Source organism: Candidatus Clostridium helianthi (genome assembly GCF_045310795.1).
In the GTDB taxonomy this organism is placed as follows: Bacteria; Bacillota; Clostridia; order Clostridiales; family Clostridiaceae; genus Clostridium; species Clostridium helianthi.
Genome location: NZ_JBJIAB010000015.1, coordinates 1 through 21,663 on the forward strand (window position 1 = coordinate 1; position 21,663 = coordinate 21,663).

21 protein-coding genes, 1 tRNA gene and 1 riboswitch are annotated in these 21,663 nt (G+C 30.3%); of the genes, 5 read left to right on the top strand and 17 right to left on the bottom strand.

The features are described 5' to 3' along the window. Positions 1 to 301: 301 nt before the first annotated feature. The 5 genes from ftsH to ACJDTP_RS12855 form a co-directional block, all read right to left on the bottom strand. Complete coding sequence (gene ftsH, locus ACJDTP_RS12835) at positions 302 to 2,185, bottom strand: ATP-dependent zinc metalloprotease FtsH (protein ID WP_023975483.1); 1,884 nt, start codon at positions 2,183 to 2,185, stop codon at positions 302 to 304. A gap of 90 nt (positions 2,186 to 2,275) precedes the next feature. Continuing rightward, positions 2,276 to 2,959, bottom strand: coding sequence for a zinc metallopeptidase (locus tag ACJDTP_RS12840; protein ID WP_023975484.1), 684 nt, complete (start codon positions 2,957 to 2,959; stop codon positions 2,276 to 2,278). A gap of 370 nt (positions 2,960 to 3,329) precedes the next feature. Beyond that, positions 3,330 to 4,217 carry a fructose bisphosphate aldolase gene (locus tag ACJDTP_RS12845; protein WP_023975485.1) on the bottom strand — a complete coding sequence of 296 codons (888 nt, stop codon included), beginning with the start codon at positions 4,215 to 4,217 and terminating at the stop codon, positions 3,330 to 3,332. Positions 4,218 to 4,364: 147 nt separating this feature from the next. Next, entirely contained in the window at positions 4,365 to 5,195 is an 831-nt protein-coding gene (locus ACJDTP_RS12850) for a formylglycine-generating enzyme family protein (RefSeq protein WP_023975486.1), read from the bottom strand. 283 nt (positions 5,196 to 5,478) lie between these two features. Then, positions 5,479 to 6,120: a glycoside hydrolase family 11 protein gene (locus tag ACJDTP_RS12855; RefSeq protein ID WP_406761424.1), complete on the bottom strand. Its 642-nt coding sequence runs from the start codon at positions 6,118 to 6,120 to the stop codon at positions 5,479 to 5,481. Positions 6,121 to 6,819: 699 nt separating this feature from the next. Between ACJDTP_RS12855 and ACJDTP_RS12860 the strand changes: the two genes are divergently transcribed. From ACJDTP_RS12860 to zupT, 3 genes are all read left to right on the top strand, one after another. Continuing rightward, a complete protein-coding gene (locus ACJDTP_RS12860) occupies positions 6,820 to 7,047 on the top strand; it encodes a FeoA family protein (protein ID WP_023975488.1) in 228 nt (75 codons plus the stop codon). Positions 7,048 to 7,127: 80 nt separating this feature from the next. Beyond that, positions 7,128 to 9,245, top strand: a complete 2,118-nt coding sequence (gene feoB / locus ACJDTP_RS12865) for a ferrous iron transport protein B (RefSeq protein WP_023975490.1) — start codon at positions 7,128 to 7,130, stop codon at positions 9,243 to 9,245. Positions 9,246 to 9,480: 235 nt separating this feature from the next. Then, the gene (gene zupT / locus ACJDTP_RS12870; protein WP_023975491.1) at positions 9,481 to 10,284 is read left to right on the top strand and encodes a zinc transporter ZupT; all 804 of its coding nucleotides are present in this window, start codon (positions 9,481 to 9,483) and stop codon (positions 10,282 to 10,284) included. Between the two features lie 62 nt (positions 10,285 to 10,346). On the opposite strand, the gene mntR is transcribed toward zupT, so the two are convergent. Then, complete coding sequence (mntR, locus tag ACJDTP_RS12875) at positions 10,347 to 10,820, bottom strand: transcriptional regulator MntR (RefSeq protein WP_023975492.1); 474 nt, start codon at positions 10,818 to 10,820, stop codon at positions 10,347 to 10,349. 318 nt (positions 10,821 to 11,138) lie between these two features. Here mntR and ACJDTP_RS12880 point away from each other — a divergent pair, with 318 nt between their 5' ends. Then, positions 11,139 to 11,456: a hypothetical protein gene (locus tag ACJDTP_RS12880; RefSeq protein ID WP_023975493.1), complete on the top strand. Its 318-nt coding sequence runs from the start codon at positions 11,139 to 11,141 to the stop codon at positions 11,454 to 11,456. A gap of 562 nt (positions 11,457 to 12,018) precedes the next feature. On the opposite strand, the gene ACJDTP_RS12885 is transcribed toward ACJDTP_RS12880, so the two are convergent. The 3 genes from ACJDTP_RS12885 to ACJDTP_RS12895 form a co-directional block, all read right to left on the bottom strand. After that, a complete protein-coding gene (locus ACJDTP_RS12885; protein ID WP_406761425.1) occupies positions 12,019 to 12,333 on the bottom strand; it encodes a hypothetical protein in 315 nt (104 codons plus the stop codon). A gap of 114 nt (positions 12,334 to 12,447) precedes the next feature. Then, a tRNA-Ser gene (locus ACJDTP_RS12890) sits at positions 12,448 to 12,532 on the bottom strand. A gap of 13 nt (positions 12,533 to 12,545) precedes the next feature. After that, entirely contained in the window at positions 12,546 to 12,716 is a 171-nt protein-coding gene (locus ACJDTP_RS12895; protein ID WP_023975495.1) for a Spo0E family sporulation regulatory protein-aspartic acid phosphatase, read from the bottom strand. 291 nt (positions 12,717 to 13,007) lie between these two features. Here ACJDTP_RS12895 and ACJDTP_RS12900 point away from each other — a divergent pair, with 291 nt between their 5' ends. Beyond that, positions 13,008 to 13,148, top strand: coding sequence for a hypothetical protein (locus tag ACJDTP_RS12900; protein WP_155715502.1), 141 nt, complete (start codon positions 13,008 to 13,010; stop codon positions 13,146 to 13,148). Between the two features lie 206 nt (positions 13,149 to 13,354). Here ACJDTP_RS12900 and ACJDTP_RS12905 read toward each other — a convergent pair whose 3' ends face one another. The 8 genes from ACJDTP_RS12905 to ACJDTP_RS12940 form a co-directional block, all read right to left on the bottom strand. After that, positions 13,355 to 13,522: a hypothetical protein gene (locus ACJDTP_RS12905; RefSeq protein ID WP_017209243.1), complete on the bottom strand. Its 168-nt coding sequence runs from the start codon at positions 13,520 to 13,522 to the stop codon at positions 13,355 to 13,357. 278 nt (positions 13,523 to 13,800) lie between these two features. Next, entirely contained in the window at positions 13,801 to 15,522 is a 1,722-nt protein-coding gene (locus ACJDTP_RS12910; protein WP_406761426.1) for a methyl-accepting chemotaxis protein, read from the bottom strand. Positions 15,523 to 15,647: 125 nt separating this feature from the next. Next, positions 15,648 to 15,731: riboswitch (cyclic di-GMP riboswitch) on the bottom strand. 376 nt (positions 15,732 to 16,107) lie between these two features. Further along, on the bottom strand, positions 16,108 to 17,709 hold the full coding sequence (locus tag ACJDTP_RS12915) for an ABC-F family ATP-binding cassette domain-containing protein (RefSeq protein WP_406761427.1): 1,602 nt from the start codon (positions 17,707 to 17,709) through the stop codon (positions 16,108 to 16,110). A 153-nt stretch (positions 17,710 to 17,862) separates the two neighbouring features. Further along, positions 17,863 to 18,138, bottom strand: coding sequence for a CD3324 family protein (locus tag ACJDTP_RS12920; protein ID WP_017209248.1), 276 nt, complete (start codon positions 18,136 to 18,138; stop codon positions 17,863 to 17,865). A 274-nt stretch (positions 18,139 to 18,412) separates the two neighbouring features. After that, positions 18,413 to 19,630 carry an HD-GYP domain-containing protein gene (locus ACJDTP_RS12925; RefSeq protein ID WP_406761428.1) on the bottom strand — a complete coding sequence of 406 codons (1,218 nt, stop codon included), beginning with the start codon at positions 19,628 to 19,630 and terminating at the stop codon, positions 18,413 to 18,415. Between the two features lie 251 nt (positions 19,631 to 19,881). Further along, on the bottom strand, positions 19,882 to 20,061 hold the full coding sequence (locus ACJDTP_RS12930) for a (2Fe-2S)-binding protein (protein ID WP_077840550.1): 180 nt from the start codon (positions 20,059 to 20,061) through the stop codon (positions 19,882 to 19,884). A gap of 157 nt (positions 20,062 to 20,218) precedes the next feature. Next, positions 20,219 to 20,839 carry a nitroreductase family protein gene (locus ACJDTP_RS12935; protein WP_168980978.1) on the bottom strand — a complete coding sequence of 207 codons (621 nt, stop codon included), beginning with the start codon at positions 20,837 to 20,839 and terminating at the stop codon, positions 20,219 to 20,221. 81 nt (positions 20,840 to 20,920) lie between these two features. Continuing rightward, the gene (locus ACJDTP_RS12940; protein WP_077840548.1) at positions 20,921 to 21,622 is read right to left on the bottom strand and encodes a pirin family protein; all 702 of its coding nucleotides are present in this window, start codon (positions 21,620 to 21,622) and stop codon (positions 20,921 to 20,923) included. Positions 21,623 to 21,663 lie beyond the last annotated feature (41 nt).

Consider the following 21,663-nt stretch of genomic DNA (forward strand, 5'->3'; position numbering starts at 1 on the left):
ATATCCTTGGAATCTTTGATTCCTAAGAATATTTTCTCGAATAACTATTTGTAAAAATTAGTTATTCAACAACCTATTAAGAATATATATGGTTTAGAATATATATTCTAGTATTCTTCAGAATATAAATTCTAATATTCTGAAGAATATTTATTTTTTGAGACACATATATCTGTTACAATTCACAATGCACATTTCACAATTACGGCTAAAATTCTTGCAATATTTTTAAGATTATAATAAAGAATTATTTTTGCAATGTATATATTGTAAAAATTTTTATAATAAAACTTTCTAAGCTTTAAACGTTAACCGGCTCGTCTATTTGGATTGAGTTTAGAATTTTCATAAATTCATCACCCATTATGGTTTCTTTGAAAATAAGATGCGATGATATTTTGCCCAAAGCTTCCATATTAGCCTTTAGAAGATTTTTTGCCTTTTCGTAGGATTCATTGATTATATTCATAACCTCACGATCAACTTCAGCAGATATTTCATCTGAACAATTTCTTACTGGTCTGCCGTCAAGATATCTGTTTTGAATTGATTCAAGTCCTATCATACCAAATTTTTCTGACATTCCATACATTGTTACCATTTGTCTTGCAATACTAGTAGCTCTCTCAATATCATTTGAAGCACCTGTAGTTATTTCATTAAACACAAGATCTTCAGCTGCTCTTCCTGCAAGCAAAACAACTATCTGTTCTAGCAATTCATCTTTAGACATAAGGTACTTTTCTTCCTCTGGCATCTGCATAGTATATCCAAGTGCTCCCATTGTTCTTGGAACAATTGTAATCTTATGAACTGGCTGAGTCTTTTTCTGCAGCGCTGAAGCTAACGCATGTCCAACTTCGTGAAATGCAACAAGACTTTTCTCATTCTCAGTCATTACTCTATCCTTTTTCTCTTTACCTGCAATTATAGTTTCGACTGCCTCAAATAAGTCATCCTGCCTAACCTCATCTCTTCCCATTCTTACAGCTCTTAACGCAGCTTCATTAACCATGTTTGCAAGATCAGCCCCAACAGCACCAGCAGTAGCAAGTGCTATCTCTTTTAGATTAACACTTTCATCCATTATTATATTCTTGGAATGAACCTTTAATATATTCTCTCTTCCTTTAAGATCTGGTTTATCTACTATAACTCTACGATCAAAACGTCCAGGTCTTAATAGCGCCTTATCAAGGACTTCTGGTCTATTGGTTGCTGCAAGAATAACAACTCCCTTTGAAGAATCGAAGCCATCCATTTCAGCAAGTAACTGGTTTAATGTCTGCTCTCTTTCATCATTTCCACTTATATTACCGTCTCTACTCTTACCTATTGCATCAATTTCATCAATAAAAATAATGCATGGTGCTTGCTTTTCTGCCTGAGCAAACAAATCTCTGACTCTTGAAGCTCCAACACCTACAAACATCTCTACAAAACCTGACCCAGAAAGTGAGAAAAATGGAACTTTCGCTTCTCCTGCTACAGCTTTTGCAAGTAATGTCTTTCCTGTACCTGGAGGTCCTACTAAAAGTGCACCTTTAGGAAGCTTAGCGCCTATCTTCGTATATCTTTCAGGCTTGTGAAGAAAATCAACTATCTCCTTAAGAGATTCTTTAGCTTCTTCCTGACCTGCTACGTCTTTAAAATATACTCCTGTAGTCTTTTCAACATATACCTTCGCATTACTTTTTCCGACGGACATAAATCCACCTCCGCCTCCTCCAATTTTATTACTTAAAGACTTCATGAACCAATTACCTAACATATAAAATATAGCAAAAGGTATAATCCACGAAAGTATGAAACCGATAATTGGAGACTGAGTATTTTTTACGGGTGTAGTAAACTTTACATCTGCATTATATAGTTTGTCTACAAGTTGAGGATAGTCTAAGTTGCCAGTATAATATAATTTTTTATTTACAACTGAGGCATCCTCATCACTTTTTGGTGTTATAACAAGCTTGTCACTATAAATCTCAACTGATTCTACTTGTTTATTATTTACCATTGTGAGAAATTCACTATAATCAATTTGTTTATGATTTGACTGAGAAATCAAATTTATAACTATATTTATTACTAATGTAATTATAAGCGCTGCTGTAATGTATTGGGGTAAATCCTTTTTATCAGGCAATCCCTTTTTATTAGGCGTCCCTTTTCTATTTTTAAACATTAACTTTCCTCCTTTAATATTAGAAAATTACATTCTTAACTAAATATCCTGTATTGTATGGCTTTAATACGCTCAATGCATGATAATCTATTATTCTCTATCACCGCTTCCCATGAACAAAAATACAAGGTGAAGCAAATTTGCAACAGCAGTTATTGCAGAAGCAACATAAGTCATAGCTGCTGCATTTAGCACCTTTTTTGCAGGAGCCATTTCATTGAAACTAAGTATTCCTTGAGATTCTAATTCTGATATTGCTCTTTTACTTGCATTAAATTCTACTGGTAGAGTTACAAAATAAAATGCTACCGCACCAGTAAAAAACACTATACCTAGTTGTGCAAGCAAAGGAATTTGAAATATTAATCCAAAAATCGCCATATATGGGCCTGCCATAGAACCTACATTTGCAATTGGTACAAGCCCACTTCTTATAGAAAGTGGTGCATATTGTACTTTATGTTGTATTGCATGTCCAGTTTCATGAGCTGCAACACCTATGGCTGCAACAGAATTGCTGTAATATACTGATTCAGATAATCTCACTACCTTTTTTCCAGGATCATAGTGATCAGTTAAGCTGCCTGCTGTGGGAACTACAGCTACATCATAAAGTCCATTTCTATCAAGAATTCTCCTTGCAACATCTGCACCAGTAAATCCTCTAGCATTGCCATAATTGCTATACTTGTCAAAGGTTCCTTTTACTTTAAATTGACAATAAAGCGAAAAAGCCAATGCCGGTAAAACTAAAATAATATAATAAATGTCCATGTTTATCCCTCCAATATATTGATTTTATGGTTTTAATTAGACAAAAAAGACCTTTGATCTGATTCAGTAACAACTAAATCGTATCAAAGGTCTTGCTTTCCATTCGGAGTATAGAACCAGGCAGTTTTAATTGCCGGTTGTTGGCTCTATAGCTTATAAGCTACTCCCCTAAGTTATATGAAGTATATCATACCTTATTATATGGTGTCAATACATATTAATTCACAAATTTCTATTTTGTTTTAATTTTCACTACATTCCGACATTTTATAAATGCACTACTTATTTAGGCACTAGAGAAAGTATTCAATCATAAATAAATAGGCTCATAGTTTTATAACACTAATTAATCACAATATATACTATTGAATTATTTTATTGATGCATCATAGATTTCCTTAATTGATTTTGATATTGTCCCATTAAATTCTTCTTCAGCTTGCTGAGCAGTGAGACCTTGGGATAAAGCTCTTGAAAAACTGGCGATTAATCCATGATTGCGTCCGAGTCTTTCGTTTGCTTCTGCTTGACTATAACCACCTGATAAAGCTACTACTCTGACAACATGTGGCTCATCTATTAAATCAATGTAGAAATTATCTTTAGTTGGTATTGAAAGTTTAAGCATCACTTTTGTTTCTTTATCAAGTTTTGATAGCTGCTCTAAAATTTCAAGTTTCAAAAGTTTTTCAGATTCTTCCTTATCGGTACTATGGATGTCAACTTCTGGCTCAATAATAGGAACAAGACCTGCTTCTACAATCTGTTTACCAATTTCAAATTGCTGCTCAACTAACATTTTAATTCCTTTAGCATTTGCTTCCTTAATAACTGAGCGCATTTTTGTTCCAAAAATATTTTTTTCTACTGCATGCTTTAAAAGCTCATCTAAATTACTTATTGGTTTCATAAGCTGTACACCATTGTCAATTTCAGCTAAGCCTTTATCAACCTTTAAGAAAGGTACAATATTCTTTTTCTTCCAAAGATAATCAGGTGTATATTGATCATCAATAGTACGATACATTGTGTCTTCAAATAATATAGCACCCAAAATATATTCTGAAGTAAATGCCGGACTCTTTATTATGCGTTTTCTCATTTCATGCACTAAGTCAAACATTTCTTCTTCATTAGAATAACTGTCTTCCTTAATCCCATACTCAAGTAATGCTTTTGGAGTACTGCCACCACTTTGATCTAAAGCTGCAATAAACCCTTTACCTGTATGTATTCGGTTCATTTGATTTTCATTCATCTAATTCTCCTCCTTCTCTTTATCTTAGATTAGAATCATGTCCTACTTTTTATTATAGTGTCTTTCTCTATTAATTATGCGTTTGCTAATATCATAAATTTAAGTGTTTCTCTAACAATTATGATTTTTCTCTATGTTTCTTATTTTTTACTTACTACGACATACTCTAAAACCTTGATCTGGAGCCTTTCCGCTTGCATCATACTTACCTCTAAACGCTGCTTCTCCACAAGTAACATCACCAATCCAACCTCCGCCTTTAGTTACTTTCACAGACACACTGCTAATATCCAAACCTTTATACCAGTCCCAGCACCATTCCCTTACATTACCAGACATATCATATAGCCCTAATTCGTTCGGTTTCTTCATACCGATAGATTTTGTTTTGTTATTATTATTTTGTATTTCAGGCCAATTCCAATTTCCTGTTAAATACTTATCTCCAGCATTTCTACAATACCAAGCTACTTCATCCGCATTATTGCTTCCACTGTATATATAATTCTTGCTCATCTGACCTCCGCTTGCAGCATATTCCCATTCTTCCTCTGTTGGCAAGCGATAACCATTAGCTCCTTCATTAGTCGTTACTGTCCATTTTATATCATCATTATTATTCTTATTATCAGGATCCTTTTTATCCTTTTCTATTTTGTAATACGGCTTCAATCCCTCTTTTAAACTCCTTTTATTGCAGTACTCAATAGAATCATACCAACTCACCATTTCTACAGGTAAATTATTACCTGTAAATTGTGATGGATTACTTCCCATGATTTCACTCCACTCCTTTTGAGTGACTTCATACTTACCTATATAAAAATCTGATAACTTTATATTTTTTCCATAATAGTTCGACTTTGTATTTACAAAATCTCCACCTTTGACCAATACAAGATTATCACTTATTTCTTTTGAACAAGCACTTACAAAAACCATTATTATCATTAAAAGAAATATTAATAATTTTCTCATTAATATGCCTCCCTCAAATTCATATAAAATTTATGTGAAATAATATCTCAAAGTTAATTATCCTAACTGAATGTTTAGGGCCGTTCATCTTTCGAGAAACGACCCCTGAAATATTAAGGCTTATTAAGCAAGCCTTAAAGGTAATATTTAAGCAATATACAGGTAAGTATTTTCAATCTATAAATCCGCTAACTATAATTCTAATCAGCCTTAAAAATTAGTAAAAATTTTTTAATAATTTCAAATCGTTTAAGTATAAATCATCTCTATATTTGTAGACAATCTATTCCCATACTGTTACATTAGCACTTCCACTACTTTGATATCCTTCTGTTGCTATCATCTGATAAGCCCAACTAGAACCTAAAGCCATTCCTTTACTTCCCCATGCATCAGCATGATTTTTCATAGTAATGGTATTATTAGTACCAATTGATCTCTTAGATTGTCTAACACTCCAGAACTGTTGAAAAGTTGTAACTCCATCGATAGACGGTGCATTAGTTCTAGTAGCAGTATATATATCGTATGTGCCTCCATCACTAGTTACAGTACCCTTGTAATTTCCAGTTGGTCTATAAGTTCCCCAGTCATCAACAACGTAATATTCTATAAGTGAGTTCCTTGTCCAGCCATATAATGATAAATAACCATTACCTGAAGGTGCAAATTGACCAGCATTATAGTTTATTACCCTAGTGTATGATCCAGCATTCCAGCCTTTACCAACAACAAAGTTTCCGCAGTTACTCCAATTAACGCTATAATTACCGCCAGACCCATTAACAGCGTTTACTGTTCCACCACCGTCTGTCCAATTTTGCCAATAGTCTGTTGCTGCATATGCATTTACGTTTACAACAGAAATTGCAAGAGTGCAGAACATTAATGATGCTAAAAATAATTTTAATCCTCTTTTTTTCATTTCCATTTCCCCCTTTTGATTGTAACCTTTAAGTTACATTACACCATAAAATAGTTTTATTTTTTCTACTTTCCTGTATACTACTTGAATATTACCGTTTTTTTAATCACTCACTTTCATTTTTTATAATGTGCTGACATTTTCAGTATTTACCCCAATGATATTCTGTTAATAAGTTACTTAAGATTTGATAATAATAAAATTAATTTTCTGAAAGAACTTAGAGTTATTGGAATAATTTTAGAATTAGTTTGAATCGGTTACATAATTATTTTATTCAATTTACATTTAATAGGAAATATAATAAATTATGTATTTTATATAAATTTATATACACATTTCAGTTTATGGCTTACATAAATTACCACTATATGAGAAAAATTCATTAAAATCTAATATTTTAATACAGAAATATTCACATCAAAATTGAAATGAATTAGTAATGCTCTTAAAATTTTCATGTCACATTTTTTTATATCCAATCATAAATTGTATTAAAGTTAGTTGAGGGAAACAGTTTTAGGCTAATATAAATTTTTTGCTTGTATGAAATTATCCTTTATAAATTTTTTAAGATCTTATTGCAACTTTTACTGAGCGATTTTAAGTTAATATTTAGCTTAAGGAAAACTTCTTAACTTGAACTAAAACTTTTGGATTAAATTAAAAATAAGGTTTGTATTTTAAGGAGGCAATAATATGTTAAATCTTAATAACATTTCAGTAGGAAACTTTGTTAGAATTCAAGATCTTTCTGCAACAGGTATGCTTAGAGAAAGGATGCTTGCTCTTGGACTTACAAGAGGCGCAAAGGTTGAAGTAATAAGAAAAGGTCCTTCTGGAGACCCAACTGTTTATAATATCCGTGGTGCTATGATAGCTCTTAGAAGCGAAGAAGCTTCTTTAATACATGTCAATGAATGCTAATAATTCTGATATGTTTCAAGTCAAAGCAGCAGGTATAACCTGCTTTTTATATATAAATAATATTATTTTAGGAGGCCATAATGGGTTTAACTTTTGAATCAACAAAAAACAGCTCAATGACAGACATATTCAAAATAGAAAAAAAAGAAGGTCAATACATTATTGCACTTGCTGGTAATCCTAACACCGGAAAAAGTACTGTATTCAACTCCTTGACAGGACTTCATCAACATACTGGGAATTGGCCTGGCAAGACAGTAGTAAATGCACGAGGTGAATTCACTTATAACGATAGAGAAAATATATTGGTAGATCTTCCTGGAACTTATTCATTATTCGCATCATCTGTAGAGGAAGAAGTTGCGAGGGATTTTATTTGTTTTGGTAATTCAGATGCTGTAATAGTTGTTGCTGATGCAACTTGCTTAGAGCGAAATTTGAATCTTGTCTATCAAATCATGGAATTAACACAGAATGTAATTCTGTGCATTAACCTTATTGATGAAGCCAAAAAGAAAAACATAGCAATAGATGGAAAAGGAATTGAAAAGGAACTTGGAATTCCTGTAATTTTATGTGCAGCAAGAAGCGAGCAAGGTATAAGTGAGTTAAAAGAAGCAGTATATAAAGTTACTACAGGAAAACTTAAACCATCACCAAAAACTGTAATATATGATGATTATATAGAAGAAAAAATCAAATTTATTGAACCTCTAGTTAAGAAAAATATTACAAACACAAATTCCAGATGGCTTTCTCTTAGAATTATTGATGGTGATAAAAAATTACTAGATTCCATATCTAATAGCATAGACAACAGCTCATTAGAAGAAATACTTGATATTGTAAACGAATCAAATTCTCATGACAAAAATAGAAACATTAGGGATGATATTTCCAAAGAAATTTATAAACAAGCAGAAGAAATAAGAGATAAATATGTAACAGAAGATAAAACTAAAATAAACAGAGATAGAATAATTGATAATTACATTACTTCTAAGATATTTGGTATCCCACTAATGCTTTTGATTTTAGCTATAGTATTTTGGATTACAATAACTGGGGCTAATGTGCCTTCTGATATGATTGCTAATGTACTTTTTGGCTTTGAAGATAAGCTTACACTATGGTTTAATACTATGAATGCTCCAAGCTGGCTCCATGGAATACTTATTCTTGGTCTTTATAGGACCTTAGCATGGGTTGTATCTGTAATGCTTCCTCCTATGGCAATATTCTTTCCTATATTCACAATACTTGAAGATTTAGGGTATCTACCACGAGTAGCTTTCAATTTGGACCATTTATTTAAAAAGGCTTGTGCACATGGAAAGCAATGCTTAACAATGTGTATGGGATTTGGCTGTAATGCAGCTGGAATAATTTCATGCAGAATAATAGAATCTCCAAGAGAGAGACTAATAGCAATTCTGACAAATAATTTTGTTCCTTGTAATGGAAGATTTCCAACTTTAATAACTATAGCTACAGTTTTTCTAGTTGCAAAGGGTGGAAACGAGTTTAGTTTTTTACCAGCATTATCAATTACAGGATTGGTTATTGTAGGTATATCTATAACTTTATTGGTATCTTATGTGTTATCCAAGACAATATTAAAAGGAGTTCCTTCTACTTTTACTTTGGAGCTTCCGCCTTATAGAGTTCCTAAAATTGGACGAGTTTTATATACTTCAATAATTGATAGAACTATATTTGTACTTTGGAGAGCTGCTGTTGTGGCAGCTCCAGCTGGCGCAATAACCTGGGTACTTGCAAATATATATATTGGAGACCTAAGTATTATTGGGCATGTCTCTGCTTTTCTTAATCCTTTTGCAAACCTTCTAGGTCTTGATGGATTTATATTAATGGCATTCATACTTGGATTACCTGCAAATGAAATAGTACTTCCAATACTTATGATGTGCTATTTATCAACAGGTTCTATGGTCGAATTTGATAGTATTGATTCTTTAAGGCAAATATTATTAAGTCATGACTGGACTTATCTTACAGCTCTAAACACTATGTTATTTAGCTTACTACATTGGCCATGTGCAACAACTCTTTTAACTATAAAGAAGGAAACAGGTAGCTTAAAATGGACGGCAATTGCGGCTCTGCTTCCTACTTTCATTGCAATACTTGTATGCTTTATGACAAGCACAATATTCAGATTTTTAGGATTAGCTTAATATAATTACTTATATCAAGTCTAGAATCTAAAACAATATAGAACCTATATTAATAGATTCTTTTGCAAGTCTCTATGCATATAGGTTCTGTAAAAAAACATTTCTAACCTTTTTAGATTTATTTATTAAAAATTATTAAAGTACTTATACATTATTTCATTGTTTAGTATAATTTATACTATATTTACTTTTATCTAAATAATTTATGCTATTATTACATAAGAAGGAGGTACAAATGAATACTGTTTTATTTGCTTTTGGATTAACTCTTTTTGCCGGTCTATGCACTGGTATAGGAAGTGCAATTGCTTTCTTTACCAAGAAAACAAATACTAAGTTTCTATCTATAAGTCTTGGATTTTCTGCTGGGGTAATGATTTATGTTTCTATGATAGAGATATTCTTCAAAGCCAAAGATTCCCTTACTAATGAGCTCGGGTTAAAAATGGGTTCCTGGGTTACTGTAATTTCATTTTTTGGAGGTATTATTTTAATAGCGCTTATTGATAAACTGATTCCTAGCGGGGAAAATCCACATGATATATATAAAATTGAAGATATTAATGATAATAATAGGCATTCAGATACGAAACTCTTAAGAATGGGATTATTTACTGCATTAGCTGTTGGAATTCATAATTTTCCAGAAGGGTTAGCAACTTTTATCTCTGCACTACAGGAACCTTCTATCGCAATACCTATTGCTGTAGCTATAGCAATTCATAATATACCTGAAGGAATAGCAATATCAGTACCTGTTTATTACGCTACTGGTGATAGGAAAAAAGCATTCTTTTATTCATTCTTATCTGGTCTTTCAGAACCAATTGGCGCACTTGTGGGTTATTTAATATTGATGCCTTTCATTAACGATTTAATATTTGGTATACTCTTTGCCTCTGTTGCAGGAATAATGGTATTTATATCTTTAGATGAATTACTCCCTTCAGCAAGAGAATATGGTGAACATCACCTTTCAATATATGGTCTCGTTGCTGGTATGGCAGTTATGGCAATAAGCTTGTTATTGTTTATTTAAATATATATGGAACTTTATTAAATCTAGCAAGTACAGAGTAACCTTAAGATACTCTGTACTTATCAACTCTTGTTTTTCACATCCCTATATCTATTAAATTTTTCCATCAGATCAGGATATTTATAAAAAAAATTTATTAAATCAATCATTCCATATAAAACATTAGTGCTAATAGTATGTTCAATCTTTTCTGTTTCTTCCAATATATCATCAGATATGTTTAGCAATTTTAGAAATTCTTCGATTAAATCATGGCGTTTTAGTAAGTACTTTCCTATTTTAACTCCCTTGCTTCTAAGAATAATTACTCCATACTTCTCATATTTGATTAAATTTAAGTTTGCTAATTTTTGAATCATTTTAGTAACCGAAGAAGGTTGTACATTTAATGCGGCTGCGAGATCATTAACTCTTATAAAACCAGTTTTATTTGAAAGCCTATATATCATTTCCATATAATCCTCAGCTGATGGGGATAGCAGGCTTTTATTCTTTTTCATATACTCTCTAAAAGTAAAAAATTCATCTTCCATCATCACATTTCTGCCCTTCATATATTATCTGATATTTAAATTATATTATCAAAACTGATTAAATATATTAATTATTATAATAAACATTTCCACTTATAGAATGACTTTTTGAATCTTATTTATAAATTTATATTCAGGTGACCAATTATTATCCAAACTAATGAGTAATTGAATACTTTTTTATAAATTACGCATAACTAATGTTGGAATATATTAAAATCATTAATTCTATTGAGTAAATTGCTTAATTCGGCTTCTTCAAAGGAGCTTATTTCACTAATAAATTTTGCTTTAAATATATTATAGAAGGGGAAATATCTTATGAAAAAATCTACTATAGTGTTTTTTATATTTTTATTATTGTCATTTGCTAATTTACCCCAAAATGCCAGTGCTGCTCCCATAGTTCTAAATCAAGGTATTTATAATGTACGAGATACTAATCTACCAATAGGGTCTCCTGTGACGGCTAGAATTAATGACCCTAACGGCAGAGTTATTATTTTCGTCATTGATAATAATCAATACGTGAGAGAACTTACAAGGCTAGATTCTCAATCAAACGAACAAACTCTTAAACCTTTTAACTATGGCTATTCAGTTATAATTTTTGGGAATACTCCTGTTACTTTCTCCTAAAAAACTTTCTCAATTCATATACTTTAAATTTTTTACACAATAGCATCAATATAATTTCAAAACCAAAAGCAGCAGTTAAACTTTTTAATCTACTGCTTTTAAATGTATTTACTCAACAGTGAATTTTATATTTATTTTACCTACTCTTCTTATAAGTGAAATAGAGCATAAAAAAATCGCAGGCGACTGTGGAGCTGAAGATTTTTTTACGCATCTGCCTTTTCGAACGCATGTGAGAAAAATCTGCACATAAGAAATGGCAGCTATGCTGCATATAAGAACATTTTATGCAGGCGAATATGATTTATTTTTTTATTCTTTTATAGTAATTAACCCTAGTAAAATATACTACTATAAAGTTATCCACAAATTTAATTGCATTATAATTTCCTAAAGAATAAAAAAATGCAGTCAAGTTAATGACTGCATTTAATGGGATCTAAAGTAAAAATTGAAAATAGCTCAACTTTCACAACTATATTTTATCACATTTATTTATAAATTTTAAGCAATAAATAAAGCAGTAGAAAAATTTCTTCTAACTACTGCTTTTAGTTTTACTCTATTGAGCAATTGCCTTCATTAATGTTACAACATCATCTTCACCCGGTAACCAAGCCCCGTCTTTTTTAGTTAATCCTGTAATAATATCTTTCTTAAAAGAATTTTTTATATCATCTGTTAGAATGCTTTCATCTAAACCTGAATTTCCAAGGGCCATCATCATTCCGTCACAAAAGCTACTTCTAAATTCAGTATAATCTTCTTCCTTCATCCCTATCTTGTCCATATTAGTTTTATCATCTTTTAAAAGTAGATCTAAAAATATTTTAGCACTTTCTTCTGGATTTGCTTTCGTTCCGCAACCTACTAGCATTATTGTTACCATCATAACATCTAACAATAATGTAGAAATTCTTAACTAGAGCGCCTCACTTGCTTTACTCACTTTTTGCTCTAAGGATACATTACAAACTATAATATAAGTTGTTGGAAAATACAGGACTCGAACCTGTGGAGCTTTTACACTCACTAGCTTAGTAAGCCAGCCCATTAAACCACTCTGACAATTTTCCATATAAGAGAATATTATTTAATTGTTCTCCTCAGCAATTCATTGTACTCATTCAGTGCAAAGTTTAATCTTCTACATACACTAATCACCTCCCTATCTAATGAATTTCCTTCATCTCCCATAATTTTGCATAAGGCTTGTCTCATTCTACTAATCATCATCTCTTTTTCTTTTAAATATTCCAAATTTTTACCTTCTTTACTTTTTTATTAGTATAACCCTTAAATAGTAAAATTCATGTATCACTTGTTACATAAATATGTTGTAGGTAAAATATTCATATTATTTACATATATTCTATGTATAACCTCAGAACTTCAAATGTAATTACTTAATATGATGAACGCATGAAAATTATATATTTCTGGATTAATAATTCCACATCTGTTTTATAACCTAATTTTCTATTGTTCTCTGTGTATATTGTTTAACATTTCTTAAGTGTATCTAATATATTAAAAGTAAATGAGGTGTTTATGATGCCAAATAATGAAAATGAAATATTTTATATAGTTGGCGCCATACTTACTATATTAGTAAACGTGCCAGAGATTATAAGACAAATAAATATTAATTTAAAATTCAATGAATCTATAAAGCACCATAAAATACTATGATTAGTATGCAAAAAAAGCGCTTAGAATATTTCTAAACGCTTTTTCCTTCTAAAAGTCGATCCATATATAATTAGAATCTTATCTTAGTTAATTACAGAAACATTTATTTTACTAGCTATATTTAATAATAAAAAGCATTACCTCTAATTTAATGTAATACTACAAAGGTATATTTTCTTATTTACAATTAATAGATATCCTAGCAGCTATCTCTTTCTCGATGATATTGGGTAATTGTAATCTTGAGTAAAATGATATCTGCCTGGATTTTCTGGTTGATTTCCCGAATCTTTTTCTTCTTCAAATTCTGCTGCTATATCTTGTCTTAAATGTTTTTCATAATATACTTTTTCTTTGTCGGTTAAATTCTTCATACTTGTATCACCTCCATTTTTATTGTTTTCTTTTGTATGATTAATATACTCTAGTATAAAAACTGCAATAAAATAGACACTTACAAGTTATACGTAAGTGCCTAAATTATTTAGAATTAGCATTTAGAATATTGAATTACCCTAAAAAATAAATTAACTATAATCATTAGATTATTTAAATTTTATATTTAAATTGATTCCTTATCACATGTCTAGTTTATACATCTTCGATATATATCAGCGTTATTTTTCTTATAAATAAGTAATTTTTAAATAACTTATATTTTAAATTTAGCTATAATCCTTCTTAACTCTTCAGACATTTGAGATAGAAGTTTACTAGATGAAGCTATCTCCTCAACAGATGCTAATTGTTCCTCAGCAGCTGCCGATATTGTTTGAGTCTCATCAGCTATATTACTACTTATGTTTTTAATATTATTTACTGAATCAACAGATTCTTTAGTTCCAACAGTTACTTCAGTGATAGAATCTGATATTTCATGAATCTGACTAGATATTTCTATTATCATTTGAAGGATTTCCTTAAAACTTATTCCTGCAACATCAACGACATCTGCTCCTGTTTTAACTTCTTTTGAGTTTTCATTCATAACAGCAACTGCACTATTGGTTTTATTTTGTACATCATTAATAATTCCAGCTATTTCTTTAGTTGCCTCTTGTGATTGTTCTGCTAACTTTCTAATTTCTTCCGCTACTACACTAAAACCTTTCCCGGCTTCCCCAGCCCTTGCAGATTCTATTGCCGCATTTAATGCTAGAAGATTTGTTTGCTCTGATATACCTTGGATTGTATCAAGTATTTGTCCAATTTTCACTGATTTCTCTTCAAGCTCGCTTATAATATACGATGTTTCACTAGTCTTTTTCTCTATTATTTCCATTTGGTTCATTGCCTTCACTACAGCATCTTCACCAGCATTTGCTGATATTTTTGCCTTATCTGTTAACGATGAAACAGATTTTGTATTTTCAGATACTACATTTATCTTATTAGATATGTTTTCAACCACTTTGTTTGTACTATTAGCAAAAGAAAATTGCTCATCTGCTCCATGTGCCATTGTTGTTACTGCGGATGCAACTAAATTTGATGCATCTGCTGATTGCTCAGCACTTGCTGTAAGTTCTTCAGATGATAATACTAACTGTTCAGATGTATTACCTAATTGTTTTATTAGTTCAATAATGTTTTTAGTCATCTTATCTAAAGCATTAGTTACAACACCAAATTCACTCTTATCTTTAAGATTATCTTCTTTTATCTTTATAGAAAAATCACCTTTGGATAAAGCACCTATAAATACTACAAAATCATTTAATATCTTTGTGATGCGTTTTGTTATTAATATTCCTAATAAAATTATTAAGATTGAAGCTATAATCACAATGCTTAAAAATGTTACTGTTGCAATTTTTAAATTTGTTTTATCCTGAGAGTTTATTTTTTCAGCAATTTGTCTATTATGTTCTCCAAGCTCGACTAAATCAGCTAAGAAAGTATCAGCATATGATTCAACGTTCTTCTCATAGTATTCGTACGCTTCTTGATTTTTGTTTTCACCAGCTAAATCTAGTGCGACTTTTCTCCCCTCCCTATATTTAGCTAAATTACTATCAATCTTACTGATCTTATCAGCCTCAAAATCATCTAATTTCATTTTTTTATAAAGAGCCATATAGTTGTTAAACTCTTCAGCACGAGTATTTATATCTTTTGTTAAATTACTATTTTCATTTTTATCAGTAGTTACCATAATTCTAAAAATGTCAGCTGAAATAGCCCTTTCATGTACTCTAGACTCGCTAAGCCATTCACTAGATAGCAGTCTTTCACTATACATAACCTCCATGCTTTTACTAGACGTTTGTAAAAAATAGTAACCGGTTATCCCAACTGCAAATAATCCTACTAAAGAGCAGATTATAAGCATCGCTAATTTTCTACCTACCTTTAAATTATTAAGCCACGTCATTTTATTTTCCCCCTTATCTTCATACTAGAATATTAAATATAATTTCATTATTACAATATATTTATTAGAATGATTAATTAAAAATAAAAAACCAACAAAAACTTAATATATTTATGGATTACTAAGTTTTAATTGGTCGGTTGCACAACTAGCTCCAAATTCTCAAAGTGACCAGATATAGAGAATTTTTCATCGCTTCCAATTGTTCTATTTTTTTATAAATACACTCACCTAATATATAGAAATATTATCATATTCATGTAAAAAAATCAATATTACTTAACGTAAATTGTCGAATTTTATTCCATTAATTCCCCAATATACTATTCTTACTTGTTTACCATAGAAAATTTTTTAATTATGCGAAACCTCCCTAAACAATGATATCAATTCACTAGTTCTCCTTAAATTAATGCGCCTCAACTAATAAGTACTTTTCTAGGATTCAATAATAAAAAAATCCTATGAAGAATCAAAATTAATTTGACCTAGGATTTTTTCATAATTTTATTTACTAATAAATCACAAATAAATGCTATATATAAATAGGACCAACCTTAAAAATAGATACTAAACGCTCTATTTTTAAGGTTTCTTTTTATACATTCTCATAGACTTTTTCAGTAATATTATATTATTTATTAAAGCACACCACTCTTCACAATCCCATATATCTGTAGCAATATCTTTATAAAATTCCGGCTCATGACATACTAAAATCATACTTCCTTCATATTCTTTTAACGCACGCTTTAATTCATTTTTAGCATTAATATCTAGGTGATTTGTTGGTTCATCTAATACTAATACATTTGTATATTCATTAATAAGTTTGCATAATCTGACTTTAGCCTGCTCTCCTCCGCTTAATATATTAATGGGGCTATCTATATGCTGCCTTGTTAATCCACACCTAGCCAATTCTCTCCTTACCTCCGTTTGAGTTAGGTGAGGAAAATCACGCCAAACATCATATAAAACTGAATTAGTGCTATTCCATGCAATTTCCTGCTCAAAATATCCTATTTTTCTATGCTCACTTAAAGTAATTTCACCATTTATAGGTTTTAGCATTCCAAGTAAGGTTTTTAGCAGAGTTGTCTTCCCTAATCCATTAGCTCCTGTTACTGCAATTTTTTGTCCTCTTTTCATTTTTAAGTTTAAAGGTTTGCTTAAAGGTCTGTTATATCCGATAATCAAGTTGCTTACTTCAAGGATTATACTTTCTGGCATTTTTACAGTTTTAAAATTAAAATGAGGTTTTATAATTTCTTTTTTTATTTCTATTCTTTCAATCTTATTAAGTTTCTTTTCTCTTGATTTAGCTTGCTTTGAAGTTGAGGCTCTTGCTTTATTTTTTCTTATATAATCTTCAAGCTTTTCTATTTCATTTTGTTGTTCTTTATATTCAATCAATCTCTGTTCTTTTCGTATTTCGTATAGTTTAATAAAATAGTCATAATCCCCTTCATATCTTGTTAATACTTTGTGCTCAAGATGATAAACTACGTTTACCACATTATTTAAAAAAACATTATCATGCGATATTAATATAAATGCATTTTCATAATTTACTAAGTAATTTTTTAGCCATTCAATATGCTCTTCATCTAAATGATTAGTCGGCTCATCCAGTAATAAAATATCTGGCTTTTGCAAAAGTAATTTAGCGAGTAAAATCTTAGTTCTTTGCCCGCCACTTAAAGTTGAAACATCTTTATCTAAAAGGTCCTTAATTCCAAGACCTACTGCAGTTGCCTGTATTTTTGAATTAATACTGTAAAAATCATTTTTATCTAATATTTCTTGCATTATAGCAATTTTATTTAAAGATTTCTCCATATCCTTCTCACTCATATTTTGAAGATCAATATATAGGTTATTAATTTTACTTTCTATATTAAATAAATTATCGAATGCTTCTTTTAAGAAATTTAACGCATTAATTCCTTGTTTCAAATCAACCAATTGATCCATATAACCAATACTGAATTTATTATTCCATTCAATAGTGCCTTTATCTGGTAATATTTGATCAGTAATGATTTTCATAAAAGTCGACTTTCCTTCTCCATTAGCACCAACAAGGCCAATATGCTCTCCTTTTAATAACCTAAAAGATACATCGTTAAATAAAATCCTATCGCCAAATGAATGACTCATGTTTTCAATTGTTAAAATACTCATATTCTACATCTCCTTGTGTCCTCATAATAAATGATATCATCATGTAATATGAAGACCAAGTTTAAGAATAAATCTGTAATGTTTATAATCATGCTGAAAAAAGGCATATTCTCCATAGTAATGACTGTGAAAAATATGCCTTTTCTCTTATATTTAAGTAGAATTTTTTTGTTTCCTTATTATTCTTCTAATACTACCTTCAGTTAAAAAATACTGTTCAGCTAAAATTTTAACGGACATTCCAGATGAATACTTATTAAAAATTTCTTTATCTCGTGCACTAAGATATCTTTTAGTTTCAGTATTTTCTCCCCATGATTTTTTATTTTCATTTTTTCTTGGTATATAGATATATCCACCATCTGTATATTTTTGAATTAGTTCAATTATATTATATGGCAGTATATTTTGTGCTTTTTCATATTTCATAATTTCTTCGCTCCACTCTACATTTAATATCTAAATGAAGATGCAAAGACCTATTATAATATGAAAAACTTAATGTTGATATATTGGCTCCAGGCAAAAGTTTTTCACATATTATAATCTTTGCATGGAGCTAACTACTATTACTAAAAACATAATGAATTCACTTCCTTTTCATTCTATAATATTATATCACAATAACTTGTGTCAATTTTGACGCTTTGAGCCTCAAATGTAATTCGTATTCCTAAATCATAAGAAAATACTTCATTATAATTTAACTCAACTTACTAAAAACATAATCAATATCTTTAGTTATTTTAGTATCTATAAATCCATTTTCCATCATACTTTTTAGTATTTCCATTGCCTTTTCGTGGGATAATCCCTCTCTGTAGGGTCTTTCCTCAGTAAGTGCCTGATAGATATCAAGACAAGTCATAAGGCGTGAATTAAAATCTAATTCTTTTTCTGTCATACCACGAGGATATCCTTTTCCATTTAACTTTTCATGATGATTTGAAGCCCATTCAGTAATATCCTCAAATCCTTTTATTTCTTGAAGGGCTAATCTGGTATACTCCGGATGTTTCATTATAATTTTAAATTCCTCATCAGAAAGTTTATCAGGCTTGTCTAACACATCATTTGGGACTGCTAGTTTACCGATATCATGAAGATCTGCAGCAATAATTAGCTTCATCTTTTCTTCCTTCTCTAAGTTATAGAAATCTGCCATAATAGCCGCCTTCTCTGATAAGCCCTGAGAATGCCTTTGAGTATAGCTAGATTTAGAGTCAATAATCTTTGATAACACATTAGTTATACCATGAATCTCTTCAAATGATAATTCCAGACTATGCTTTGGAATTCTTTTTTCTAATGCTATACTAATAAAACCATTTTCCAAATTCATCCAGAACATTTTATCTTCAGTAACTTTAAAAAACGCTTTTACAATTCTTGATGAAAATGATACATTTTCTTGATTCCTTACAAATTCACAAACTTTATTTTGCATATCGTGATTATTATTCTGTAAATCAAAAGTCTTTTCTAAAGCATCTGCAATTGCTATAATTTGCGACATTAACGGAATCTCTTCTCCCCTTAAGTTAAAGAATCCTGTACCATCATACCTTTCATGATGATACTTAATTATGTTTTTCACATTAGTAAGCAATGGATAATTTTTAATATTTCTTTCGCCAATTGTACAATGTTCTTTTACACCTTCTAATAATGCTACATTTTTTAATTCTTTTGTGGCCAATTTTTCATGCAGACTATACTCACTTAAACCATTGTCATGAAGCATTGCAAGTGCAGCTACATCGTGTAGCTCTTCAGAACTTAGCCTCATTTCCTTAGCGATACTAATTGAAATATATGCAGTTCTTTTTCCATGGTTAGATGCCATTCCGAGAATATCCATCTCCACAAAGTCTAAAGCAAATGAAACAGCCATTAAAAACTCATTTAACCTAAATAACATAATTCTCCTCCTTATTACACTAACTTTATCTTTTGTATAAAAATATTTTATACTATTTCCGGTACTTTTACCACAAAATTAGTTTCCTTACCAATTATGATATCTATTGTTATATTTTTGTCCCAGTTTCACTATATTTTAAAAAAATATAAGACTACCTCCATAAGTATGCATTAAACACCTTATACAAGTAGTCTCACATTATATATAGCACTTTTTATTTCTATTGTGCTGTACGTAGTTATGAATTTCTATTTTCCTAATAATTCATCAACTAAAGCTCTATTCTTTTCCACACAATGGCCGCAGCCAGTTCCTACTTCAGTTTTTTCTTGTACTTCTTCAAATGATTTTGCACCATTAGCAATGGCATTCTTTATATCTTGTACCTTAACATTTTTGCATCCGCATACTACTTTATCATTGTCCACAATATCGTCTCCTTTAACTGTTTTTAGATTTAAATTTGAAACCTTTTAACAATTATTAGTTTTAACACTTGCATCTTTATTATTTATACTAATATTGAAATTCAAGACAAATATAGCTCAAAGTGCAATACGAATATCTTTGGTGTAAAAGCTTTGATTAATAAAATTTCACAAATTCAGCAGCGGGCTTTCTATATCCTCTAATTTTATTACTACTCTTGTCCATTTTACCCATAGTAATCATTAAAACTGGGACTTCATTCTCTGGTATATTTAATAACTTGCCGATCTTCTCCTTCTCAAAATATATCATTGGGCATGTATCCCAGCCTTTATTTTTAGCTAATAACATAAATAACATTGCTGACAATGATCCATTTCTTATAGCTTCATCATGCTTAAATTCTTCTCCCCAGCCTTCATAAAGACTATTAATAGTATTAAGCATGATTTCATAATCAGTTTTATCAATCATTCCAAGCATCATTGAGCCTTCATAAATTTTATCTGCTGATAAGTATGCGTTTTTATCCCCTGTAACAATTATAGTTGCCGAAGCAGTTTTTATTTTGTACTGTTTAAATGATGCATCATAAACTTTCTCCATAATCTCTTTATCTTCTACAACATAATACTTAGCATGTTGCAAATTAAAAGCAGAAGGTGCAAGTGAAAGTTCTCTAAATATATCATTAAAATCTTCTCTAGGTATTTTAATATTTTCAATAAATTTATTAGCTGATCTTCTTTCTCTTACAATTTTTAAAAAATCATTCATTTTAATCCCTTTCTTTATTCTTATTTTGTCTATGAAGTTCAACCAATCTCCCTCTGAAGATTAGTCGAACTTATACCATTTTTAATTTTCTTTCTTCATTTCTAAAATTAAAATATGAGATGTATCTTTAGCTTTGATTAAAATATCTTCCTCAACTATTTCCATTCCATCTCTATTATTTAACTCAATATCATTTATTATAGTGCCACCTTCTATTTGAACCAAATAGGCCTGTCTCCCTTCATTGACTTGAAAATTAATTTCTTTTCCTTTATCAAGTTCTAAAGAATAAACATTTGTATCTTGATTTATTTTTATTGGTGCATTTCCATTTCTACTTGAAACCATATGAAGCCATTTATTTTGTCTATCGCTCCACTCAAATCTATAATCTCCATAATTAGGCTTATAATCTTCCTTATCTGGGAATATCCATATCTGTAAAAATCTCAACTCATCTTTTCCTAAATTATGCTCACTATGATATACTCCTGTACCAGCACTCATATATTGAACATGACCGCGAGTTATTGTATTTTTATTTCCCATGCTGTCTCCATGTGTAAGCTCCCCGTTGACTACATATGATATTATTTCCATGTTTCTATGTGGATGAGTATCAAATCCGGTGTTAGATTCAACTAAATCATCATTTATAACCCTTAGAACTCCAAACTTTATATTATGTGGATTATAGTATTCTGCAAATGAAAAATGAAATTTGCTTCTTAACCATCCTAAATTACTACTGCCCATATTTCCGCTATCAATTCTTCTTAACATTTTTTATCCTCCTCCATTTTATCTAAATCCATCAAATTTTA

Bases quoted from the DNA above. Each gene is read 5' to 3' on its own strand.
- ACJDTP_RS12920 (WP_017209248.1), bottom strand. From the start codon at position 18,138: ATGAAATATGAAAAAGCACAAAATATACTGCCATATAATATAATTGAA.
- ACJDTP_RS12905 (WP_017209243.1), bottom strand. From the start codon at position 13,522: ATGAAGAATTTAACCGACAAAGAAAAAGTATATTATGAAAAACATTTA.
- zupT (WP_023975491.1), top strand. From the start codon at position 9,481: ATGAATACTGTTTTATTTGCTTTTGGATTAACTCTTTTTGCCGGTCTA.
- ACJDTP_RS12860 (WP_023975488.1), top strand. From the start codon at position 6,820: ATGTTAAATCTTAATAACATTTCAGTAGGAAACTTTGTTAGAATTCAA.
- ACJDTP_RS12885 (WP_406761425.1), bottom strand. From the start codon at position 12,333: ATGCTAGTAGGTTGCGGAACGAAAGCAAATCCAGAAGAAAGTGCTAAA.
- ACJDTP_RS12910 (WP_406761426.1), bottom strand. From the start codon at position 15,522: ATGACGTGGCTTAATAATTTAAAGGTAGGTAGAAAATTAGCGATGCTT.
- ACJDTP_RS12935 (WP_168980978.1), bottom strand. From the start codon at position 20,839: ATGAATGATTTTTTAAAAATTGTAAGAGAAAGAAGATCAGCTAATAAA.
- ACJDTP_RS12900 (WP_155715502.1), top strand. From the start codon at position 13,008: ATGATGCCAAATAATGAAAATGAAATATTTTATATAGTTGGCGCCATA.
- feoB (WP_023975490.1), top strand. From the start codon at position 7,128: ATGGGTTTAACTTTTGAATCAACAAAAAACAGCTCAATGACAGACATA.
- ftsH (WP_023975483.1), bottom strand. From the start codon at position 2,185: ATGTTTAAAAATAGAAAAGGGACGCCTAATAAAAAGGGATTGCCTGAT.
- mntR (WP_023975492.1), bottom strand. From the start codon at position 10,820: ATGATGGAAGATGAATTTTTTACTTTTAGAGAGTATATGAAAAAGAAT.
- ACJDTP_RS12925 (WP_406761428.1), bottom strand. From the start codon at position 19,630: ATGTTATTTAGGTTAAATGAGTTTTTAATGGCTGTTTCATTTGCTTTA.
- ACJDTP_RS12855 (WP_406761424.1), bottom strand. From the start codon at position 6,120: ATGAAAAAAAGAGGATTAAAATTATTTTTAGCATCATTAATGTTCTGC.
- ACJDTP_RS12940 (WP_077840548.1), bottom strand. From the start codon at position 21,622: ATGTTAAGAAGAATTGATAGCGGAAATATGGGCAGTAGTAATTTAGGA.
- ACJDTP_RS12850 (WP_023975486.1), bottom strand. From the start codon at position 5,195: ATGAGAAAATTATTAATATTTCTTTTAATGATAATAATGGTTTTTGTA.
- ACJDTP_RS12915 (WP_406761427.1), bottom strand. From the start codon at position 17,709: ATGAGTATTTTAACAATTGAAAACATGAGTCATTCATTTGGCGATAGG.
- ACJDTP_RS12880 (WP_023975493.1), top strand. From the start codon at position 11,139: ATGAAAAAATCTACTATAGTGTTTTTTATATTTTTATTATTGTCATTT.
- ACJDTP_RS12840 (WP_023975484.1), bottom strand. From the start codon at position 2,959: ATGGACATTTATTATATTATTTTAGTTTTACCGGCATTGGCTTTTTCG.
- ACJDTP_RS12845 (WP_023975485.1), bottom strand. From the start codon at position 4,217: ATGAATGAAAATCAAATGAACCGAATACATACAGGTAAAGGGTTTATT.